The 19045-nt window shown below is 60.8% G+C and carries 17 protein-coding genes and 2 tRNA genes; 4 read left to right on the top strand and 15 right to left on the bottom strand.

The features are described from left to right. Together AC07N4_RS08610 and AC07N4_RS08605 are read right to left on the bottom strand one after the other, a co-directional pair. Positions 1 to 66, bottom strand: a tRNA-Met gene (locus AC07N4_RS08610). A 213-nt stretch (positions 67 to 279) separates the two neighbouring features. Beyond that, a tRNA-Met gene (locus tag AC07N4_RS08605) sits at positions 280 to 356 on the bottom strand. A 280-nt stretch (positions 357 to 636) separates the two neighbouring features. On the opposite strand from AC07N4_RS08605, the gene dinB reads away from it, so the two are divergent. Next, on the top strand, positions 637 to 1698 hold the full coding sequence (dinB, locus tag AC07N4_RS08600; RefSeq protein WP_096819554.1) for a DNA polymerase IV: 1062 nt from the start codon (positions 637 to 639) through the stop codon (positions 1696 to 1698). A gap of 48 nt (positions 1699 to 1746) precedes the next feature. On the opposite strand, the gene AC07N4_RS08595 is transcribed toward dinB, so the two are convergent. The 4 genes from AC07N4_RS08595 to AC07N4_RS08580 form a co-directional block, all read right to left on the bottom strand. After that, the gene (locus AC07N4_RS08595; protein WP_096819553.1) at positions 1747 to 2700 is read right to left on the bottom strand and encodes a hypothetical protein; all 954 of its coding nucleotides are present in this window, start codon (positions 2698 to 2700) and stop codon (positions 1747 to 1749) included. Positions 2701 to 2717: 17 nt separating this feature from the next. Beyond that, the gene (locus AC07N4_RS08590; protein ID WP_102621515.1) at positions 2718 to 4433 is read right to left on the bottom strand and encodes a proline--tRNA ligase; all 1716 of its coding nucleotides are present in this window, start codon (positions 4431 to 4433) and stop codon (positions 2718 to 2720) included. A gap of 115 nt (positions 4434 to 4548) precedes the next feature. Beyond that, positions 4549 to 6108, bottom strand: a complete 1560-nt coding sequence (locus AC07N4_RS08585; protein WP_096819551.1) for an AmpG family muropeptide MFS transporter — start codon at positions 6106 to 6108, stop codon at positions 4549 to 4551. Between the two features lie 43 nt (positions 6109 to 6151). After that, complete coding sequence (locus AC07N4_RS08580) at positions 6152 to 6535, bottom strand: MGMT family protein (protein ID WP_170929612.1); 384 nt, start codon at positions 6533 to 6535, stop codon at positions 6152 to 6154. A gap of 135 nt (positions 6536 to 6670) precedes the next feature. Here AC07N4_RS08580 and AC07N4_RS08575 point away from each other — a divergent pair, with 135 nt between their 5' ends. Beyond that, on the top strand, positions 6671 to 7678 hold the full coding sequence (locus AC07N4_RS08575) for a DUF481 domain-containing protein (protein ID WP_249485128.1): 1008 nt from the start codon (positions 6671 to 6673) through the stop codon (positions 7676 to 7678). 122 nt (positions 7679 to 7800) lie between these two features. Here the strand turns inward: AC07N4_RS08575 and AC07N4_RS08570 are convergent, their stop codons facing one another. Further along, the gene (locus AC07N4_RS08570) at positions 7801 to 8010 is read right to left on the bottom strand and encodes a cold-shock protein (protein WP_002554837.1); all 210 of its coding nucleotides are present in this window, start codon (positions 8008 to 8010) and stop codon (positions 7801 to 7803) included. A 354-nt stretch (positions 8011 to 8364) separates the two neighbouring features. On the opposite strand from AC07N4_RS08570, the gene dcd reads away from it, so the two are divergent. Then, complete coding sequence (gene dcd / locus AC07N4_RS08565; protein ID WP_007954988.1) at positions 8365 to 8931, top strand: dCTP deaminase; 567 nt, start codon at positions 8365 to 8367, stop codon at positions 8929 to 8931. Between the two features lie 106 nt (positions 8932 to 9037). Next, on the top strand, positions 9038 to 9247 hold the full coding sequence (locus AC07N4_RS08560) for a hypothetical protein (RefSeq protein ID WP_096819548.1): 210 nt from the start codon (positions 9038 to 9040) through the stop codon (positions 9245 to 9247). A gap of 98 nt (positions 9248 to 9345) precedes the next feature. On the opposite strand, the gene AC07N4_RS08555 is transcribed toward AC07N4_RS08560, so the two are convergent. The 8 genes from AC07N4_RS08555 to AC07N4_RS08520 all read right to left on the bottom strand — a co-directional run bounded on the left by AC07N4_RS08555 (position 9346) and on the right by AC07N4_RS08520 (position 19039). Then, entirely contained in the window at positions 9346 to 10110 is a 765-nt protein-coding gene (locus tag AC07N4_RS08555) for an ABC transporter ATP-binding protein (RefSeq protein WP_096819547.1), read from the bottom strand. 13 nt (positions 10111 to 10123) lie between these two features. After that, a complete protein-coding gene (locus AC07N4_RS08550; protein ID WP_493065383.1) occupies positions 10124 to 11242 on the bottom strand; it encodes a succinylglutamate desuccinylase/aspartoacylase family protein in 1119 nt (372 codons plus the stop codon). A 12-nt stretch (positions 11243 to 11254) separates the two neighbouring features. Continuing rightward, complete coding sequence (locus AC07N4_RS08545; protein ID WP_096819545.1) at positions 11255 to 11965, bottom strand: ABC transporter permease; 711 nt, start codon at positions 11963 to 11965, stop codon at positions 11255 to 11257. Then, on the bottom strand, positions 11962 to 12690 hold the full coding sequence (locus AC07N4_RS08540; protein WP_493065384.1) for an ABC transporter permease: 729 nt from the start codon (positions 12688 to 12690) through the stop codon (positions 11962 to 11964). Before AC07N4_RS08540 ends, AC07N4_RS08545 begins: the two co-directional genes overlap by 4 nt. Before the next feature lie 56 nt (positions 12691 to 12746). Continuing rightward, positions 12747 to 13529: a transporter substrate-binding domain-containing protein gene (locus tag AC07N4_RS08535; protein WP_096819543.1), complete on the bottom strand. Its 783-nt coding sequence runs from the start codon at positions 13527 to 13529 to the stop codon at positions 12747 to 12749. Between the two features lie 219 nt (positions 13530 to 13748). Beyond that, on the bottom strand, positions 13749 to 15437 hold the full coding sequence (locus tag AC07N4_RS08530; RefSeq protein ID WP_493065385.1) for an ATP-dependent DNA ligase: 1689 nt from the start codon (positions 15435 to 15437) through the stop codon (positions 13749 to 13751). After that, the gene (locus AC07N4_RS08525; protein ID WP_493065386.1) at positions 15434 to 16468 is read right to left on the bottom strand and encodes a ligase-associated DNA damage response exonuclease; all 1035 of its coding nucleotides are present in this window, start codon (positions 16466 to 16468) and stop codon (positions 15434 to 15436) included. Before AC07N4_RS08525 ends, AC07N4_RS08530 begins: the two co-directional genes overlap by 4 nt. A 120-nt stretch (positions 16469 to 16588) precedes the next feature. Next, positions 16589 to 19039: a penicillin acylase family protein gene (locus tag AC07N4_RS08520; protein ID WP_493065387.1), complete on the bottom strand. Its 2451-nt coding sequence runs from the start codon at positions 19037 to 19039 to the stop codon at positions 16589 to 16591. Positions 19040 to 19045: the final 6 nt, after the last annotated feature.

The following is a 19045-nucleotide window of genomic DNA, read 5'->3' as shown; positions in this document are numbered from 1 at the left end:
GGAGCCGGATTTGAACCGACGACCTTCGGGTTATGAGCCCGACGAGCTACCAGACTGCTCCATCCCGCGTCTGTGTGGCGGCATTCTACAGGCGAACGGCGGGGTGTCAACCGTTAATCCCGCGAAGGGTCAAATAAGCGTGAAATCGCGTCAATCCGTCGCAGGAGGGCGGTAAGTTTCGGAATTGCAAAGGATTCCTGTTTGGCCCGGAAGGTTGCCCGAATGAAAAACAGACGCGCACAAAAAAGGCCACTCTTTCGAGTAGCCTTTTTTGATGTTTGGTTGCGGGAGCCGGATTTGAACCGACGACCTTCGGGTTATGAGCCCGACGAGCTACCAGACTGCTCCATCCCGCGTCTGTGTGTCGGCATTCTACAGAGGAACGCCGGGGTGTCAACCTTCAATCCGGATAAAATCTGTTCTGGTTCAATTGGTTAGCGACTTTTTGGTAGGGCTGATGGGGCCGCGAGTCAGGCAGGGCAAGGGTTTCAGCTCTATTGGTGGGTTGATTTCGATTGAGAAAATAAATTCAAGGGAAGTTTCCTACCGCTGGAAAAGAAGCTTCATACCACTGGTGCTATATACAGGTGTCAGTGAGATACTGCCGATCCGGCTTGCCACGTTTCCTTTTCTGCCATGACTCAGCGAAAAATCATCCACGTCGACTGTGACTGTTTCTACGCCGCCATCGAGATGCGGGACGATCCGCGTCTGGCCGGCAAGCCGTTGGCGGTCGGTGGTTCGGCGGACCGACGCGGGGTGATCGCCACCTGCAACTATGAGGCGAGGGCTTACGGCGTTCGTTCGGCGATGTCTTCCGGGCATGCCTTGAAACTGTGCCCGGACCTGACCATCGTCAAGCCGCGGATGGATGCCTATCGCGAGGCGTCGAAGGAAATTCATACGATCTTTCGCGATTACACCGACCTGATCGAGCCGCTGTCGCTGGACGAGGCCTACCTGGATGTCTCGGACAGCGCGCATTTCGGTGGCAGCGCCACGCGAATCGCCCAGGACATTCGGCGCCGGGTTTCCAATCAATTGCACATCACGGTCTCGGCCGGCGTCGCGCCGAACAAGTTTCTGGCCAAGATCGCCAGTGACTGGAAAAAACCCAACGGCCTGTTTGTCATCACCCCGGACCAGGTCGAAGACTTCGTCAGCGGTCTGCCGGTGAGCAAGTTGCACGGTGTCGGCAAAGTCACCGCCGACAAGCTGGGCAAGCTCGGTATCAACGACTGTCTGCAATTGCGCGAGTGGGACAAGCTGGCGCTGGTGCGTGAATTCGGCAGTTTTGGCGAGCGGATGTGGAGCCTGGCGCGTGGGATAGATGACCGTCAGGTGCATAACGACAGTCGTCGTCAGTCGATCAGCGTCGAAAACACCTACGACGTGGACCTGCCGGATCTGCGCAGTTGCCTGGACAAGCTCCCTGAACTGCTGGAAACCCTGAAAACCCGTATGGCGCGGATCGACAGCAGTTACCGGCCGGGCAAGCCGTTCGTCAAAGTGAAGTTTCACGATTTCACCCAGACCACGCTGGAGCAAGCGGGGGCAGGGCGGGATCTGGGCAGTTACCAATTGATGCTGACGCAGGCATTCAATCGCGGTGGCAAGCCGGTGCGGCTGCTTGGGGTGGGCGTGCGGCTGGAGGATTTGCGCGGCGGTTTTGAACAGATGGAGTTGTTTGAGCGGTAGCGCGCATAAAAAAGCCCGAAACAGGTTCGGGCTCCTTTAAAGCGGCTTTCAGTTCGGACCTGGATCCGCCACCAGTCGCCCGGCATCCTTGGTCAGAGACTTGAGAAACTCAGCCTGCAACTCGGGATCGTTACGCGTCAGTTCGATCAGGCTTTGCTCCAGCTCACTGGCTTCTTCTTCAAGACCCAATTCCGACAGACGCTTGACCCGGTGGACCCACTGGCTCACTTCGTCATCTTCCAGATCGTCGTAAATCAGCCCGTGTGCTTCCAGCAATTTGCCGCGCAGATGACTGCTGATCGTCAGGGACGAGTCGGAATGCACGTCATCCTTGGCGTCTTCGACGCTGATCTGCAGTTTGCCCACGTGATTCAGATCGTTCTCGGCGAACGGACTGTCCAGCAGGTTCAGGCGCAACACACCGTTACGGTCGGTGGTCATGTCGAAGGTCTGCTTGCCGGCCTTGACCTGTACCGGGCGCTCGCTCCACGGCAGGCTCGAATACTCCATGCGCTTGTCGCGCTGGACTTCATCGATACCGGCCAGGTTCTGCTGTGCACGACCATGGGACTGCACGTTCATGAACGGATTGAGCCCGGCGAATCCGTAGCTCAGCCAGTCCTTGGTCACGCTGTCCGGCAGGGTGCCGAGGGCGAACACGTTGACCACATTCGCGCCGACACCGGCCACCACCGCCACTGCACCCAGCGGAATCTCGTAGATTTCGCGCCAGGGTTGGTAAGGCGTGTAGCGGTCATAACGACGGGTGACTTCGAACTCGGTGACTTCGAAGGTTTTCTGCTCGTTGATCTTCACGCGTCGTTGCGGCAGCTCAAGCACCTTAGGCTCACCGACATCGATCTGCAGGCTGTGATCGAGCAGCTTTCGCTCGACCCGCTCTTCGTGCTCGCTGCGCTGTGACATGTGATTGGCACAGCCGCTGACCAGCAGGGCGCCACACAAGGTGGCGCCTCCGAGGCCTAAGGTGTTTCGCTTGAACATGAGGTCTCTATCTGGTTTCAGCGGCGGATACGGGCCTGAAGGAAGGACAGTACGTCGGCAACCGGCAGCGCTTGCGCCTGGCCTTCGGTACGGCTCTTGTATTCCAGGTTGCCTTCGGCGAGACCGCGGTCGCTGACCACGATCCGGTGTGGAATGCCGATCAGCTCCATGTCCGCGAACTTGATGCCCGGGCTGGTTTTCTTGTCGCGATCGTCCAGCAGCACTTCGAAGCCGGCCGCGGTCAGTTCCGCGTACAACTTGTCGGTAGCTTCGCGCACCTGCTCGGTTTCATAGCGCAGCGGTACCAGGGCGATCTGGAACGGCGCCAGGGTGTCGCTCCAGATGATGCCGTTTTCGTCGTTGTTCTGCTCGATGGCCGCCGCCACCACGCGGGACACGCCAATGCCGTAGCAACCCATTTCCAGGGTCACAGGCTTGCCGTTCTCGCCCAGCACTTCGCACTTCATCGCCTTGCTGTACTTGTTGCCCAGCTGGAAGATGTGCCCGACTTCGATGCCACGTGCGATGTCCAGAGTGCCCTTGCCGTCCGGGCTTGGGTCGCCGGCCACGACGTTACGCAGGTCGGCCACGGTCGGAACCGGCAGATCACGCTCCCAGTTCACGCCGAAGTAGTGCTTGTCGTCGATGTTGGCACCGATGCCGAAGTCGCTCATCAGCTCGACCGAACGGTCGATGATGATTGGCAGCGGCAGGTTCAGCGGGCCGAGAGAACCGGCGCCGGCACCGATGGCGTCACGCAGTTCAGCGTCGGACGCCATGACCAGCGGGCTGGCGACGCCAGGTTGCTGGGCAGCCTTGATTTCGTTGAGTTCGTGGTCGCCACGGATGACCAGGGCGATCAGCTTGCCTTCTTCTTCGGCGTGCACGATCAGGGTCTTGATGGTCTTTTCAATCGGCAAATTGAATTTCTCCACCAGGGCCGCGATGGTCTTGGTGTCCGGGGTATCGACCAGACGCAGTTCTTCGGCCGGCGCCGCGCGGGAAGTTTCACGCGGTACGGCTTCGGCTTTCTCGATGTTCGCGGCGTAGTCGGAGCCGTTGCTGAAGGCGATATCGTCTTCACCGGACTCGGCCAGTACGTGGAATTCGTGGGAACCGGCACCACCGATGGAGCCGTTGTCGGCTTCAACCGGACGGAATTTCAGGCCAAGACGTGTGAACACGTTGCAGTACGCCTCGTGCATGCGGTCATAGGTGACCTGCAGCGACGCCTGGTCGGCGTGGAACGAGTATGCGTCCTTCATGATGAATTCACGGCCGCGCATCAAGCCGAAGCGTGGGCGGATTTCGTCACGGAACTTGGTCTGGATCTGGTACAGGTTGATTGGCAGCTGCTTGTAGCTGCTCAACTCATTGCGCATCAGATCGGTGATCACTTCTTCGTGGGTCGGGCCCGCGCAGAAATCGCGACCGTGACGGTCTTTGAAACGCAGCAGCTCAGGGCCGTATTCTTCCCAGCGACCCGATTCCTGCCACAGCTCGGCCGGTTGGGTGCTCGGCATCAACACTTCCAGAGAGCCGGCGGCGTTCATCTCTTCGCGAACGATGGCTTCTACCTTGCGCATAACCCGCAAGCCCATCGGCAGCCAGGTGTACAGGCCCGAGGCGAGTTTGCGGATCATGCCGGCGCGCAGCATCAGCTGATGGCTGATCACGACCGCGTCGGAAGGCGTTTCTTTCTGTGTGGCGAGCAAAAATTGACTGGTGCGCATGGTTGGCCGTTGTCGGTTGCTATGACTGGAAATGACGGAGCAGTGTACCGGCGAGAGCTGCCGACGTACAGAAGTGCAGGCCCGGCGGGAACCCTCCCGCCGGGTGCGAGATGTCTTACGATTCTTCGGCGACCGGCGTCGGCACGGGTTCCGGTGTCGGCGTCGGGCCTTCGCGGCGGCTCTCCTGGAACCAGTGCAAGGCGATCAGCACGAGCGTCGGGACACCCAGTAGTGCGGTGATCATGAAGAAGTTGTGATAGCCGAACTTCTCCACCATCACCCCGGAGTAGCCGCCGATGAGGCGAGGCAGCAACAGCATGATCGAGCTGAGCAGGGCGTACTGGGTGGCGGAGAATTTCAGGTTGGTCAGGCTGGACAGGTAAGCGACGAACGCCGACGTGGCCATGCCCGAACTGAAGTTGTCGAGGGAGATGGTCACGATCAGCATCTTCAGGTTCGGGCCCATGTCGGCCAGCATCACGAACAACAGGTTGGTGCCTGCCGACGCCGCGCCGCCAATGAACAGGATCGGCAGGATGCCGAAGCGCACGATCAAAAGTCCGCCCATACCTGCGCCGACCAGCGTCATGATCAGGCCGAAGATCTTGCTGACGCTGGCGATCTGGTCCTTGGTGAAACCCTGATCGATATAGAACACGTTGGCCATGACGCCCATGACCGTATCCGACATCCGATAGGTGGCGATCAAGCCCAGCAACAGCAGCGCCTGCCAGCGGTAGCGCAGGATGAAGTCGTTGACCGGGGTCAGCACCGGCGCCAGGCCACGACGACCCATGGTCGAAAGGCACAGGCCGGTCAGCAGGGTATAGAGGATGGCGCGCAGGAACGCCCGGTCTTCCAGCAGCAGGTCCAGCGGGCTCATGGTGCCGAACAGCACGCTGGCGAAATCGGTGTTGTAGAGCTGGGTGAACATGGCCGGTACGGAGACCAGCAGGACGATCAGCACGAACACCGACATCAGTTGATGCATGAAGGTATAGCGCCCGGCCTGCAACTGGGTGCGCAACGGCACGGGCGGCTCGCGCATCAGCAGTGTGGTCAGCAGGGCAGGGACCATCAATGCGCCGAACAGCACGTAGGTGCCGGTCCAGGCGGAATGCTGATAGTTGAACCCGGTGGAGCCGAAACCTTCGGCGAAGAACAGGGCGCCGGCGGTCGCGAGCAGGGCAGCGACCCGATAGCCGGACATATAACTGGCGGCCAGTGCGGCCTGGCGGTTGTCTTCGGCGATTTCCAGGCGATAGGCGTCGACGGCAATGTCCTGGGTGGCGGAGGCGAAGGCGACGATCACGGCGATGGCGATCAGCCAGGACAGGTGTTTCTGCGGGTCGCAGAAGCCCATGCCGATCAAACCGAGGATCACCAGCGATTGCGAAAGCACCAGCCACGAACGGCGTCGACCCAGCTTGCCGAGCAACGGCAGGCGCCATTGATCGAGCAGCGGTGACCAGACCCATTTGAAGGCATAAGCCAGACCGATCAGACTGGCATAGCCGATCGTCTCACGGGCTACACCGGCTTCACGCAGCCAGACCGAAAGTGTCGAGAACACCAGCATGTACGGCAGGCCGGCGGCGAAACCCAGCAACAACAGCACGAGCGTCGAAGGACTGGCATAGGCGGCGAGCGCGGCGCGCCAGGTTTTACGGGGCATGGGCTGAAGTCTGCCTCAAGATTGCGAAAACAAAGCGCGCACTCTAACCGCTGTGCTCTACCGGACGCCAGCCATGACGCCGAATATCCACACGATTGTTCAGGATGGTAACGCCTTCCATACGCAATCGTGCCCGTTGCTCATCTCCGGAAGGGCTGCCCACCGGCAGGCTGATCCGACCGCCGGCACCGAGTACCCGGTGCCAGGGCAGCTTCGTGTCGCCGGGTAATTGGCTCAGGGTGCGGCCGACCCAGCGGGCGGCGCGCCCCAACCCGGCGAGTTCAGCCAACTGACCATAGCTGACGACCTTGCCCTCAGGTACTTGGGCAAGGGTCGAGTAGAGTGCCGTGCGTCGGATTTGCGGATCGTTTTCGCAGGCTTGTATCGGGTCTGTCACGTGCGCCGTTCCTGAACAGGGTCGATTCATGGATTAAAGGTTAATCCGTGATCGGGCAATTGAGAAATGAACTCAACAGAAATAGCCGAGTCATTCCTTGTCAGGGGATTATTCCTACGGATAATGCCGACCCTTTTTTCGCAAACTTGAGCTTCCGATTCGCTTATGTTGTCCAGAACCCTGCTGTGCCTTGCTGTCTTCAGTGCGTCCACGCCCTTGCTTGCCGATACCGTCTGGTTGAAGAACGGTGACAAGCTGAGTGGCAAAATCACCCTGTTCGACGGCGGCAAGTTGCTGGTCCAGACCCAGTACGCCGGCGCGGTCACCATCGACTGGAAGCAGGTCAAGACCCTGGAAAGTGATCAGGAACTACTGGTCAAGCAGGATGCCTACAACGGCGAGAAAGCCAAGTCGCTGACCGCCGCCGAAGATGGCAAGGTCACCCTGGCCAACGGTGAAGCGCCGAAAACCGTCGAGCTGGCGAGCATCCAGCAGATTCTCAAGCCCAAGCCCGTGGTCGAGGATCTCGTGTGGAAGGGCAATGTCGACCTGGCCCTGGATTATCAGCGCGCCGAAAAGGACACCGACGACTACGACATCGGCTTCAAGACCTCTGCACGTCACGGGCGCTGGCGACACACCGCCGAGGGGGAGTACAACCGCGAAGTCCAGGATGAGGTGGTGACCACCAACAACTGGCGTGCCGAATACGCACTGGACCGCTTCCTGACTGATAAGTGGTTCTGGCAGGGGCGCCTGAACTACAAACGCGATTACGTCGAAGAGCTGTCGCGCCAGCGGGTGGTCGGTACCGGTCCGGGCTATCAGTTCTGGGATGACGAACTGGGCGCGTTCTCGCTCGGCTCGCTGCTCAACCGCACCGACTACGAGTACAGCGATGGCGGCAAGGACAACTTCTACTCCGTCGCGATGAAGTGGGACTACAACCGCTACCTGATCGGCAAGAAGGTGCAGTTCTTCACCACCGGCGAGATTGGCAAGCCACTGTCGGACGTCGCCAACTATGCGCTGGATTCGGAAGTGGGCCTGCGCTACAAGGTGACGGACTGGGCGTCGCTCAATCTCAAGGCCGAGCGTGACATCATCAGTGGTACCAAGGATGCCGATCTGAACAAGACCCGCTACACCGCCGGGTTCGGCGTGGCCTGGTAAGGTCATCCAGAAAAAAGAATCGCAACCCTCATCCGGTTGCGATTTTTTTGTCGGTACAAAACAGGCGCCCACAAAAAAGCCCCGCTTTTAAGGGCGGGGCTTTTTACTAAAGAAGCTACAAGTTAGATAACTTGTACTTCTTCAGCTTGCATGCCTTTCTGACCGCGGGTAGCGATGAAAGAAACCTGTTGGCCTTCTTTCAGGCTTTTGAAGCCGTCGGATTGGATAGCTTTGAAGTGAACGAACAGGTCGTCACCGGATTGTGGAGTGATGAAGCCGAAGCCTTTTTCATCGTTGAACCACTTAACGGTACCGGTTTGGCGATTAGACATGGTGTAACTCCTTGAACAAAGATAACTGCGACTCAGGAAGAACCCTGGCCGAGACTGAGTGCAAAGAGCAGGAAAAATTCTTGTAGATGGTTGGATCGAAATTCAACATATCGTGTAGAGATTCTCAGTGACACAAGCAGCACAGTGGCGCCACCTTAACCCTTTTTCCGGAACGTGCCAATGCTTCTTGCGAAGGTTTCTCCGTTTTAAGGATCGGCGGTGTGACGGTTCGTCGCCAGGCCGCGTAATTCCTGCATGTTCGGCGAGAATTGCAGCCCGGACTTTGAACCCGGCGGCGCGCCCGGTAAGATGCCGGACAGATTTTTTCCACCTCGCTATTCAGGACACCCCGCCATGAGCATCAAATCGGACAAGTGGATTCGCCGCATGGCGCAGGAACACGGCATGATCGAGCCGTTCGTCGAGCGCCAGGTGCGCGGCAGCGACGACAGCCGTGTGATCTCCTACGGTGTGTCGAGCTACGGCTACGATGTGCGTTGCACCAATCATTTCAAGGTGTTCACCAACATCAATTCGGCCATCGTCGATCCGAAAAACTTCGACGCCGGCAGCTTCGTCGACGTTCACAGTGACGTCTGCATCATCCCGCCGAACTCCTTCGCCCTGGCCACGACCGTTGAATACTTCCGTATTCCGCGCAATGTCCTGACCATCTGCCTGGGTAAAAGCACCTACGCCCGTTGCGGCATCATCGTCAACGTCACCCCGCTCGAGCCTGAGTGGGAAGGCCAGGTGACCCTGGAGTTCTCGAACACCACCAACCTGCCGGCGAAGATCTACGCCAATGAAGGTGTGGCACAGATGTTGTTCCTCGAATCCGACGAGGAATGCGAAGTCTCCTACAAGGACCGTGCCGGCAAGTACCAGGGCCAACGTGGCGTGACCCTGCCCCGCACCTGAGCCGTCCATCCGGCAGTTACCGGGAATTCTTCGGCGGGTAGACACTCTATGGGGTGTACTGCCCGTTTCGCGAACAGCGCAACGGGCCTTCGCCGAGGAGTGCTCCATGAAGATCGATCCGCAAATCACTGCCGAACTGGCAAGGCTCGAGCCCAATCAGGTTGGCGTATTGGCCTGGTCGTTGCTGGCACACCCGCCCATCACCACGGCCGGCGGAATCCCTCACCAGCCTGATCCCGATACCCCCAACGAAGAGCCGACCGAACCCGGCGAGCCTACGTTGCCGGATAAACCGCCACCTGCGCCCGTTGCCTGATCCGTGAGTGAATGCATGGCCCGTCGGCTGATGTCCTGAAAGACTTCAGCCGACGGGCCATATTTCGTTATGGGGACCGTGCCGGCAGGGCAGCGGGCTTACTTGAGGTTGCCGCTGAGAAACTGCTTCAGGCGTTCGCTCTTCGGATTACCCAGCACTTCCTCCGGCGCGCCTTCTTCTTCCACCAGCCCTTGGTGCAGGAACAGCACCTGGCTCGACACCTTGCGCGCAAAACTCATCTCGTGGGTCACCATGATCATGGTCCGGCCTTCTTCGGCCAGGCCCTGAATCACCTTCAGCACTTCGCCGACCAGCTCCGGGTCGAGTGCCGAGGTCGGCTCGTCGAACAGCATGACCTCCGGCTCCATCGCCAACGCGCGGGCAATGGCCACCCGTTGCTGCTGGCCGCCGGACAGGAAGGCCGGGTACTGATCGGCCACCCGTGCCGGCAAGCCAACCTTGTCCAGATAACGACGGGCGCGGTCGTCGGCCTCCTGTTTGCTGCAGCCCAGCACCCGGCGCGGGGCCATGGTGATGTTCTCCAGCACGGTCATGTGGCTCCACAGGTTGAAGTGCTGGAACACCATCGCCAGCCGCGTGCGCAGGCGTTGCAGTTCATTGGCGTCGGCGACGTGCATGCCGTGGCGGTCGGTGACCATGCGGATCGCCTGGCCGTCGAGGCTCATCGCGCCGTCGTTGGGTTGTTCGAGAAAGTTGATGCAGCGCAAAAAGGTGCTTTTGCCCGAGCCGCTGGCGCCGATCAGACTGATCACGTCACCGGTCTTGGCCTTGAGCGAAACGCCTTTGAGCACCTGATGGTCGCCATAGCTTTTGTGCAGGCCTTCTACGGTCAGTTTGTACATGGGACAGGCATCCTCAAGGCGAAAGTAAGTAGCCGCTGCGATAGGCTTCGGCGCCCGCGACGTGGGCGATCACCATGCCGGCCGTCGCCATGCGCCGCAGCGAGCGGGCATAGAGCAGACCGGAAGCGGTGCAATGGACTGGCGTGACCCGGTCGGTGATCGGGTCAATGATTTCGGCGATTTTCTGCCCGGCTTCCAGGTGCTGGCCGGGTGTGGCGGTGTACACCAGCAACCCGCCGAGCGGTGTCACCACCGGCTCCACACCCGCCAGCGGCGTGGCGGGGAACAGCAAATGCGGCAGCGGTTTCGGCTCGCCGGCGATGGCGCCGAAGTGGATCAGGTAATCGAGCAAGGCTTCGCAGTCACGGCTGGCCAGTGGATGAGTGACGTCCCCTTGACCACGCAACTCGACCGTTACCGAGAAACTGCCCAGCGGAATCTCGAAGTGTTCGCCGAAGCGTTCCTTCAATTGCCACCACAGCAGGGTGAAGCACTCATCGAACGACTGGCCGCCGGAGTCGGTCGCCAGCAGGCTTGCCCGGGACTCGATGTAGCGCGCCAGCGGCTCGACCTGCGGCCAGGCCTCGGGCGTGGTGTAAAGGTGGACGACGGATTCGAAATCGCAGTGCAGGTCCAGCACCATGTCCGCGTCACAGGCCAGCCGTTGCAGGGTCAGGCGCTGGGATTGCAGCTGAGTCGTGGCGGTGTGGCGGGCGAGGGCGTTGCGCAGGCTGGTGCGGATCAGTTCCAGGTTGCGCTGCGGGTCGTCGCAGAGCTGCGATTCGATCTCGTTGCCGATCTCTTCGCTGAGGTCGACGAACCAGCGGTTGAAGTTCTGCCCGCTCTCCAGTTCGTAGCGGCCCAGCGGCACGTCCATCAGCACCTGTTCGAGGCCGACCGGGTTGGCTACCGGCACCAGCACGATTTCACTGCGCAGGCGGCCGGCGGCTTCCAGCTCCGCCAGGCGCTGCTTGAGGTGCCAGGCCACGAGCATGCCGGGCAGTTCGTCGGCGTGCAGCGAGGACTGGATGTAGATTTTGCCTTTGGCCTTGTCCGGGCCGAAGTGGAAGCTGTGAATCTGTCGCGCGGTCCCCGGCAGCGGGGCCAGCAGGTCATGTATCTGGTGGCGCATTGCAGAGAGGTCCTAGTGAGTCGGCCCGAGGAAGGCCAGCCATCGGCGTTCGGCGAGGCGGAACAGGCCGACCAGCGCAAAGGTGATGGTCAGGTAGATCAGCGCGGCGATGCCGAACGACTGGAACGTCAGGAAGGTCGCCGAGTTGGCGTCCCGCGCGACTTTCAGAATGTCCGGGATGGTCGCGGTGAAGGCCACGGTGGTCGAGTGCAGCATCAGGATCACTTCGTTGCTGTAGTACGGCAACGAGCGACGCAGTGCCGACGGCATGATCACGTAGGCATAGAGCTTCCAGCCGGTCAGGCCGTAGGCCTTGGCCGCTTCGACTTCGCCGTGGTTCATGCTGCGGATCGCCCCGGCGAAGATCTCCGTGGTGTAGGCGCAGGTGTTGAGGGCAAAGGCGAGGATCGTGCAGTTCATCGCATCGCGAAAGAAACTGTCGAGCAGCGGCTGGGCGCGCACGGCGGCCAGGCTGTAGATGCCGGTGTAGCAGATCAGCAGCTGGATATAGAGCGGCGTGCCACGGAACAGGTAGGTGTAGAACTGCACCGGCCAGCGGATGTAGAAGTGCGACGAGACACGGGCGATCGACAGCGGAATCGACACGATGAAACCGAAGAAGATCGAAGCGCTGAGCAACCACATCGTCATCGCCAGCCCGGTGATGTTCTGGCCGTCGGTATAAAGGAAGGCTTTCCAGTAGTCCTGCAGGAGTTCGATCATCGTACGGCCTCCCGGGCACCAGCGGCGTAGCGGCGTTCGAGCCAGCGCAGGATGATGTTGGAAGCACTGGTGATCAGCAGATAGATCAAGGCGGCGAGTACCAGGAAGTAGAACAGTTGATAGCTGCTTTTACCGGCGTCCTGGGCAGCCTTGACCAGATCGGCCAGGCCGATGATCGAGACCAGCGCGGTGGCCTTGAGCATCACCATCCAGTTGTTGCCGATGCCGGGCAGGGCGAAACGCATCATTTGCGGGAACACCACGTAGCGAAAACGCTGTCCGCGCTTGAGCCCGTACGCAGTGGCGGCTTCAACCTGGCCACGCGGTACGGCGAGGATCGCGCCACGGAAGGTTTCGGTGAAATAAGCACCGTAGATAAAGCCCAGGGTCAGGACCCCGGCGCTGAACGGATTGATTTCGATGTATTCCCATTCCATGTAGTCGGTGAGCGTCGTCAGCCAGGTTTGCAGGCTGTAGAAGATCAACAACATCAGCACCAGGTCCGGCACCCCGCGAATCAGCGTGGTGTAGAGCTGGGCAGGCAGGCGCAGCAGTTTGACTTTTGACAGCTTGGCACTGGCACCGAGCAGGCCGAGCAACACGGCCACCAGCAGCGACAACGCCGATAATTTGATGGTCATCCAGGTGCCTTCCAACAGCAAAGGACCGAAGCCCTTGAGGCTGAAGGCGGAGAGCCCCAGATTTTGTAAGAGGTTTTCGAACATAAATCAGCAACCTGACTGAATGAAAAAGGCGCCCATCGAGGATGGGCGCCGGGGCATTATTTGCCGCTGTACAGATTCAGATCGCCAAAGTGTTTCTTTTGAATCTCGGCGTATTTGCCGTCGTCGTGTAACGCTTTGATACCTTTATCCAAAAGCGCTTTCAGCTCGGTGTTACCTTTCTTAATACCGACAGCGGTTTTGGCTGGCAGCAACGGTGCGTCAACCGGCTCGCTGACTGCATATTCGGCGCCCTGCGGCGACTTCAGAAAGCCCAGTTCGGCCTGCAGCATGTCCTGAATACCCGCATCGAGACGGCCGGAAGTCAGGTCGGAATACACCTGATCCTGGTTGGCGTAGGCCTGGGTTTTCACGCCGGCCTTGTCCAGCACGGCTTTGGCATAGGCTTCCTGAATGGTGCCTTGCTCGTAGCCGACGGTTTTGCCTTTCAGGGAGGCCACGTCGTTGGTGATGCCCGAACCTTTCTTCGACACATACGCAGTCGGGCCGGAGAACAGCTCGCTGGAGAAGTCGATGACTTTTTCGCGGGCTTCGGTGACGGTCATCGACGAGATCACACCGTCGAATTTATTGGCCTTGAGGCCCGGAATCATGCCGTCGAAGTCGCTTTCGACCCATTTGCACTTGACCTTCAGCTCGGCGCAGATCGCGTTGCCCAGGTCGATGTCAAAGCCCACCAGACTGCCATCGGCCGCTTTCGACTCGAACGGTGCGTAGGAAGGGTCAACGCCAAAACGCAGCTCTTTGTATTCCTTGGCCAGTGCGGAACCGGCGGCCATGCACAACGCCAGTGCAGAAAGGGTCAGCAATGCTTTTTTCATTATTCAATCCCTAAGAACCAATATGAGCGCTTGTGGCGCAGAATTATTGTTACTGGAACGCTTACGACTTATAGAAAGTAGCAATTTCCGAACCAGAGTCCCGAACAAGTGTTTTAAAAGGTGTAGGAAGTGAGGGCGCAGCCGCAACAGTGCCCGAAAACGGGCACCGAAAAAGCGTTGCACCTTTTAAGCGCAGGAAGGGCTTTTACGGGACAGGAATCAGAACAGCAGATCCTGCAAGGTCGCCAGACTGTCCGCTTCGTCGACGGTCTTGTCCTGGCGCCAGCGCAGCATGCGCGGAAAGCGCACGGCGATGCCGCTCTTGTGCCGGCGCGACAGGGCGATGCCTTCGAAACCCAGCTCGAAGACCAGGCTGGGCGTCACGCTGCTGACCGGGCCGAATTTTTCCACGGTGGTCTTGCGCACGATGCTGTCGACTTCGCGCATTTCCGAGTCCGAGAGCCCGGAATAGGCCTTGGCGAAGGGCACCAGTGCGCGCGGGCTGGCGCCGGGCGGGCCGTCCCATACCGCGAAGGTGTAATCGCTGTACAGGCTGGCGCGCCGGCCATGCCCGCGCTGGGCGTAGATCAGCACCGCGTCGACGCTGAACGGGTCGACTTTCCATTTCCACCACACGCCCATGTCCTTGGTGCGACCGACGCCGTACATCGCGTCCCGGGCCTTGAGCATCATGCCCTCGACGCCCAGTCGCCGGGAGGCTTCGCGCTGGCGGGCGAGGTCGAACCAGTCGCTGCCGGTCAGCACCGGGGAGGGCAGCAGCACCGGGTTGTTGCACTGCGCGATGACGCGCTCCAGTTGTTCGCGGCGTCGGGATTGGGGTTGGTTGCGCCAGTCTTCGCCCTGCCACTCCAGCAAGTCGTAGGCGAGGACGACCACAGGCACGTCTTCGAGGATCTTTTTGTCCAGTGTCTTGCGACCGATCCGTTGCTGGAGCAGGGCAAAGGGTTGTACCGCCGGTGGCGCCGTCGATTGCGGGTCGAACACATCTTCGGTGGTGGGATGCGAGTTTTTCCAGACCACGATTTCGCCGTCGATCACCGTGCCGTCGGGCAAACCGTGGACAAGGGTGTCGAGTTCGGGGAAGCGCTCGGTTACCAGTTCTTCGCCACGGGACCAGATCCACAGGCGTCCATCACGCTTGATCACTTGCGCGCGGATGCCGTCCCACTTCCATTCAACTTGCCAGTTGCTGGCCGGGCCGAGCAGGGCTTCGAACTGTTCGACCGGTTGCGACAGACCGTGGGCGAGAAAGAACGGATAAGGCTGACCGCCCCGTTGGGCGTGCTCGGTGCTGGATTCGGGGGCGATCAGTTTCAGGTAACTGGCGGCGTTCGGCCGGTTGGACAGATCGGTGTAACCCACCAATCGTTGCGCCACGCGTTTGCTGTCCAGTCCGGCCATCGACGCGAGGGCGCGGGTCACCAGCAGTTTGGACACGCCGACCCGAAAACTGCCGGTGATCAGTTTGATGCACAGCATCAGGCTCGGCCGGTCGAGTTGCGCCCACAGTGCCGGCAACTGTCGGGCCAGGTACTCCGGGGTTTCACCCCGTAGCGGCAGCAGTTTCTGTTCGATCCATTCGGCGAGACCGGCCTCGGAGGTGTGCGGATTTTCCGGCAACACCAGCGAGATGGTTTCCGCCAGATCGCCGACGGCTTGATAGCTCTCTTCGAACAGCCACGGCTCGAGCCCGGACACCTCGACCGCCAGATCACGCAGGATTCGCACCGGGATCAGTTGCCGTGGTCGTCCGCCCGACAGAAAGTACACCGCCCAGGCCGCATCCTCCGGTGCCGCCGTGGCGAAGAAGGTCTGCATGGCCGCGAGTTTCGCCTTGCTGGAGGTGGTGGCATCGAGTTCGGCGTACAACCCGGCGAAGTCTTTCATGGTTGCACCTCGGCAACGGCGGGTTCGACGGCGATGTTGTCTTGTTCGTCGTCACCGTATTCGGTGTTGAAGCCTTGGGCGTCCAGCCCTTGTTCGCGCAGGTGGCGGACCAGCACGCCGATCGATCCGTGGGTGACCATCACCCGTTCGGCGCCGGTCTGTTCGATGGCCCACAACAGGCCGGGCCAGTCGGCGTGATCCGAGAGCACGAAGCCGCGATCCACGCCGCGCCGCCGACGGGTACCGCGCAGGCGCATCCAGCCACTGGCGAAACTGTCGCTGTAGTCGCCGAAACGTCGCATCCAGCTGCTGCCACCGGCCGAGGGCGGGGCGATGACCAGCGCCTGACGCAGCAACGGATCGTTTTTCTTCACGTCACCGACGTAGATCGTCGGTGGCAGATACACGCCGGCCTCGCGATAGACCCGGTTCAGCGGTTCCACCGCGCCGTGGCTGAGGATCGGGCCGAGGGTTTCGTCGATGCCGTGCAGGATTCGCTGGGCTTTGCCGAAGGAATAGCAGAACAGCACGCTGGTCTTGCCGGCCTCTATATTCGCTTGCCACCACTGGTTTATTTCGCCAAACACCTGTGCCTGCGGCTGCCAGCGATAGATCGGCAGGCCGAAGGTCGATTCGGTGATGAAGGTGTGGCAACGCACTGGCTCGAAGGGCGCACAGGTGCCATCGGGTTCGATCTTGTAGTCGCCGGACGCGACCCAGACTTCGCCGCCGTATTCCAGACGTACCTGAGCCGAACCCAGAACGTGCCCGGCGGGGTGAAAACTCAAGGTGACGCCGTGGTGGCTCAGGCGCTGGCCGTACTCGAGCGTTTGCAGGTTGATGTCCTGACCCAGTCGCGCGCGCAGAATCCCTTCGCCGGCGCTGGCGGCCAGATAGTGTGCGTTGCCGGTGCGGGCGTGATCGCCATGGGCATGAGTGATCACCGCGCGTTCGACCGGGCGCCACGGATCAATGTAGAAATCCCCGGCAGGGCAGTACAGGCCTTCGGGGCGGGCGATAACAAGGTCCATGGCGTTACCGGAATGGAGGGACTTGTTAGCTATGAGGTTTGCGCGAAGTCAGAAGTTCGATTGATTTTGCGGATACCCCATGATCGTTCCCACGCGGAGCGTGGGAACGATCATGGGGGGTTACTTGCCGGGAGTGAGGGTCAACCGCGTCTTGCCATACACCCGATCAAAGTTCTGCGGCTGCATCGGCAACCCGATGTACTGGCCCTTGAGCCACGGATCGATGCCGTTCAAGTAGTTCGGGCTCACCGGGTTACCCGATTGCCCCGTACCGTTCTGGCCCATCAGCGGTTCGCTCTGACCGAAGTCGACGATAAAGCGCATCGATGGCGCACGGGTGGTGTTGAAGTCCTGACCCCAGGCAAACGCCGCCGTATTCAGCGTCGTGTGATCGCCACCGGCCGCGAGCGGGCCGCGAACGGTCTGGCCGTTGGCATTCTTCCACTCGTAGCGGTGCAGTTTGCCCCACTGCCAGGCTTTGTGATCGCCACCCAACTGACTGTCGCCGGCGCTGATCGCCGCTGCCAGACTGCGGGCGAGGATGGCCGGTTTGTCTTCTTTTTGCGGCGTGCGGGCGTCGTCCCAGAACGGACTGTCTTCGCGGCCCAGCAGGTGGTCGGCCTGGGCGGCGTAGGACAGATCGCCATTGGCGATAAACGCCTTCCACGCCGGGCTGCTTTGCGGGCCAAGCTCGTCGAGGAAGATCTGCTTCATGCTTTCCTGCAGGAACAGCTCGTAGATCGCCGCGTCAGCGGAAGTCGGGCTGAGCTTGCCGTCGAACGCCATCAGACGGGTGTAGGCCTCGCGGGCCTTGCTGCGGTCCGCTTCCGGCAGAGCGTCGATCGCCTGTTTCAGCGGCTGCGCCATGCCCGGGGCTTCGAACATCTTCTTCAGCTTGGCGGCGAAGGTGGTGGTCTGGTCGTACTGCATGGCGATCATGCTGCGACCGTCATGCTTGGCGCCGCCGGCCAGTTCGGCCAGGCGCTCGCCACGTTCCGGCGCTGCCCAGGAGTTGGACAGTTGCATGCCGTAGCCGTGAGGAATGACGCGCTGGTTGGCGGTGCCGAGCCAGCCCTGGCTCGGGTCCTGATCGTACGGGTGCAGCATCGGGTCGGCGTAACCGTCCCAGTCGTAGCGACCTTCCCAGCCCGGCGATGGCAGCAGGCCTTCGCCTTCGCGGCGGTTCGGGAATCGACCGGTGACTTGCCAGCCAATGTTGCTGGCATCGGCAAACACCAGGTTCAGCGCGATGGCGCGGATTTCCCGGCTGGCGTCGGAGGCGCGTTCAACGGTTTGCGCGCGACTCAGATCGAAAAACGCATCGAGGGATTTGTCGTCGGTGAAGCTCGGGGTCTGTAAGGCCAGGCCGAAACCTGCGCCTTGAGCTGCGGCCTGGGCGCTGTTGAGCAGCGCGCCGTGGCGGGTTTCGTACACCGCTTCGCGAATCGGCCGCTGGCCTTTGACGAAATAGGTTTCGTTGCGCACGCCCAGTGGCTGCCATTTGCCGTTGACCTCGTAGGTCAGGCTGCTGCCCTGGCGACGGATTTTTTCCAGGAACAGGTCCTGGTTGTCGCCGAACACGCTGGTCAGGCTCCACGCCACTTTGCCGTTGAATCCGCCCAGCACCATCGGCAGACCGGCGACGGTCACGCCGGCGGCCTGATATTTCGGTGCGTGAATCTGCACGAAACTCCACAGCGACGGCGCGGCCAGCGGCCCATGACTGTCGCTGGCCAGCAGGCTCTTGCCGCTGCGGCTGCGTTGCGGGGCAATCGCCCAGTTGTTCGCAGTGCTGGCGCCGAGCAGGTTCATCGCCGCCAGTTGTTCGCTGGCGTTGCTCAGTTCGCTCAGGCCGGGAATCTGCCCGTTGAGCTTGATGCCTTGCAACTTGTCGGCTTCGGCTACCGGCAGGTTTTCGTCAGGGGCGGACGGGGTCAGCCAGGCGAGTTTGTCGGTGGTGACGGTCTGCGCCAGCACCAGCGAAGCAATTTCTTCCGGCAGGTTGGCCGACTGGCTGAAGTTCAACAGGCAGAAAATAAGCGCCGAATCTTCCGGTTTCCAGTACTCCGGCTTGTAGCCACTGGAGGCCAGATCACCCGGCAACTTGTCGGCGTAGCGGAACAGGTAGGCGTTGACGCCCCGCGCATAGACCTCGAAGAAGCGCTTGAGCCGTGGCGACGAAGCCTTGTACAGCTCGCCGGCGCTTTTCTTCAGGTTGACGGCGCGCATGTAGCGGTCGGCGTCGAGCATCGACGCGCCGGACATTTCCGCCAGACGACCCTGGGCCAGCAGGCGCAGGGTGACCATCTGATTGATGCGGTCGCTGGCGTGCACATAGCCGAGGGCGAACAGCGCGTCGTGGAAGCTGTTGCTTTCGATCAGCGGCATGCCCATGGCATTGCGTCGTACCGAAACGTTCTGCGCCAGGCCCTTGAGCGGCTGTACGCCGGAGGTGGGCGGGAGGGTGTCCTGAGCGTTCCAGGTCTGGCAACCGGAGAGGCTCAAGACACCGGTCACTGCTGCGGCAACGCCGAACCGGGGAAGAAAATGTGAAAGGGCTGGCGAGGCCATGGCAAA

It is taken from the genome of Pseudomonas sp. GW821-FHT09E04, from assembly GCF_059416185.1.
Note: the sequence above shows the minus strand (reverse complement) of the source record. Positions and strands in the feature narration are given on the sequence as shown.

Bases quoted from the DNA above. Each gene is read 5' to 3' on its own strand.
- AC07N4_RS08590 (WP_102621515.1), bottom strand. From the start codon at position 4,433: ATGCGCACCAGTCAATTTTTGCTCGCCACACAGAAAGAAACGCCTTCC.
- dinB (WP_096819554.1), top strand. From the start codon at position 637: ATGACTCAGCGAAAAATCATCCACGTCGACTGTGACTGTTTCTACGCC.
- AC07N4_RS08575 (WP_249485128.1), top strand. From the start codon at position 6,671: ATGTTGTCCAGAACCCTGCTGTGCCTTGCTGTCTTCAGTGCGTCCACG.
- AC07N4_RS08540 (WP_493065384.1), bottom strand. From the start codon at position 12,690: ATGTTCGAAAACCTCTTACAAAATCTGGGGCTCTCCGCCTTCAGCCTC.
- AC07N4_RS08595 (WP_096819553.1), bottom strand. From the start codon at position 2,700: ATGTTCAAGCGAAACACCTTAGGCCTCGGAGGCGCCACCTTGTGTGGC.
- AC07N4_RS08545 (WP_096819545.1), bottom strand. From the start codon at position 11,965: ATGATCGAACTCCTGCAGGACTACTGGAAAGCCTTCCTTTATACCGAC.
- AC07N4_RS08535 (WP_096819543.1), bottom strand. From the start codon at position 13,529: ATGAAAAAAGCATTGCTGACCCTTTCTGCACTGGCGTTGTGCATGGCC.
- dcd (WP_007954988.1), top strand. From the start codon at position 8,365: ATGAGCATCAAATCGGACAAGTGGATTCGCCGCATGGCGCAGGAACAC.
- AC07N4_RS08585 (WP_096819551.1), bottom strand. From the start codon at position 6,108: ATGCCCCGTAAAACCTGGCGCGCCGCGCTCGCCGCCTATGCCAGTCCT.
- AC07N4_RS08530 (WP_493065385.1), bottom strand. From the start codon at position 15,437: ATGAAAGACTTCGCCGGGTTGTACGCCGAACTCGATGCCACCACCTCC.
- AC07N4_RS08570 (WP_002554837.1), bottom strand. From the start codon at position 8,010: ATGTCTAATCGCCAAACCGGTACCGTTAAGTGGTTCAACGATGAAAAA.
- AC07N4_RS08580 (WP_170929612.1), bottom strand. From the start codon at position 6,535: ATGAATCGACCCTGTTCAGGAACGGCGCACGTGACAGACCCGATACAA.
- AC07N4_RS08550 (WP_493065383.1), bottom strand. From the start codon at position 11,242: ATGCGCCACCAGATACATGACCTGCTGGCCCCGCTGCCGGGGACCGCG.
- AC07N4_RS08555 (WP_096819547.1), bottom strand. From the start codon at position 10,110: ATGTACAAACTGACCGTAGAAGGCCTGCACAAAAGCTATGGCGACCAT.
- AC07N4_RS08525 (WP_493065386.1), bottom strand. From the start codon at position 16,468: ATGGACCTTGTTATCGCCCGCCCCGAAGGCCTGTACTGCCCTGCCGGG.
- AC07N4_RS08560 (WP_096819548.1), top strand. From the start codon at position 9,038: ATGAAGATCGATCCGCAAATCACTGCCGAACTGGCAAGGCTCGAGCCC.
- AC07N4_RS08520 (WP_493065387.1), bottom strand. From the start codon at position 19,039: ATGGCCTCGCCAGCCCTTTCACATTTTCTTCCCCGGTTCGGCGTTGCC.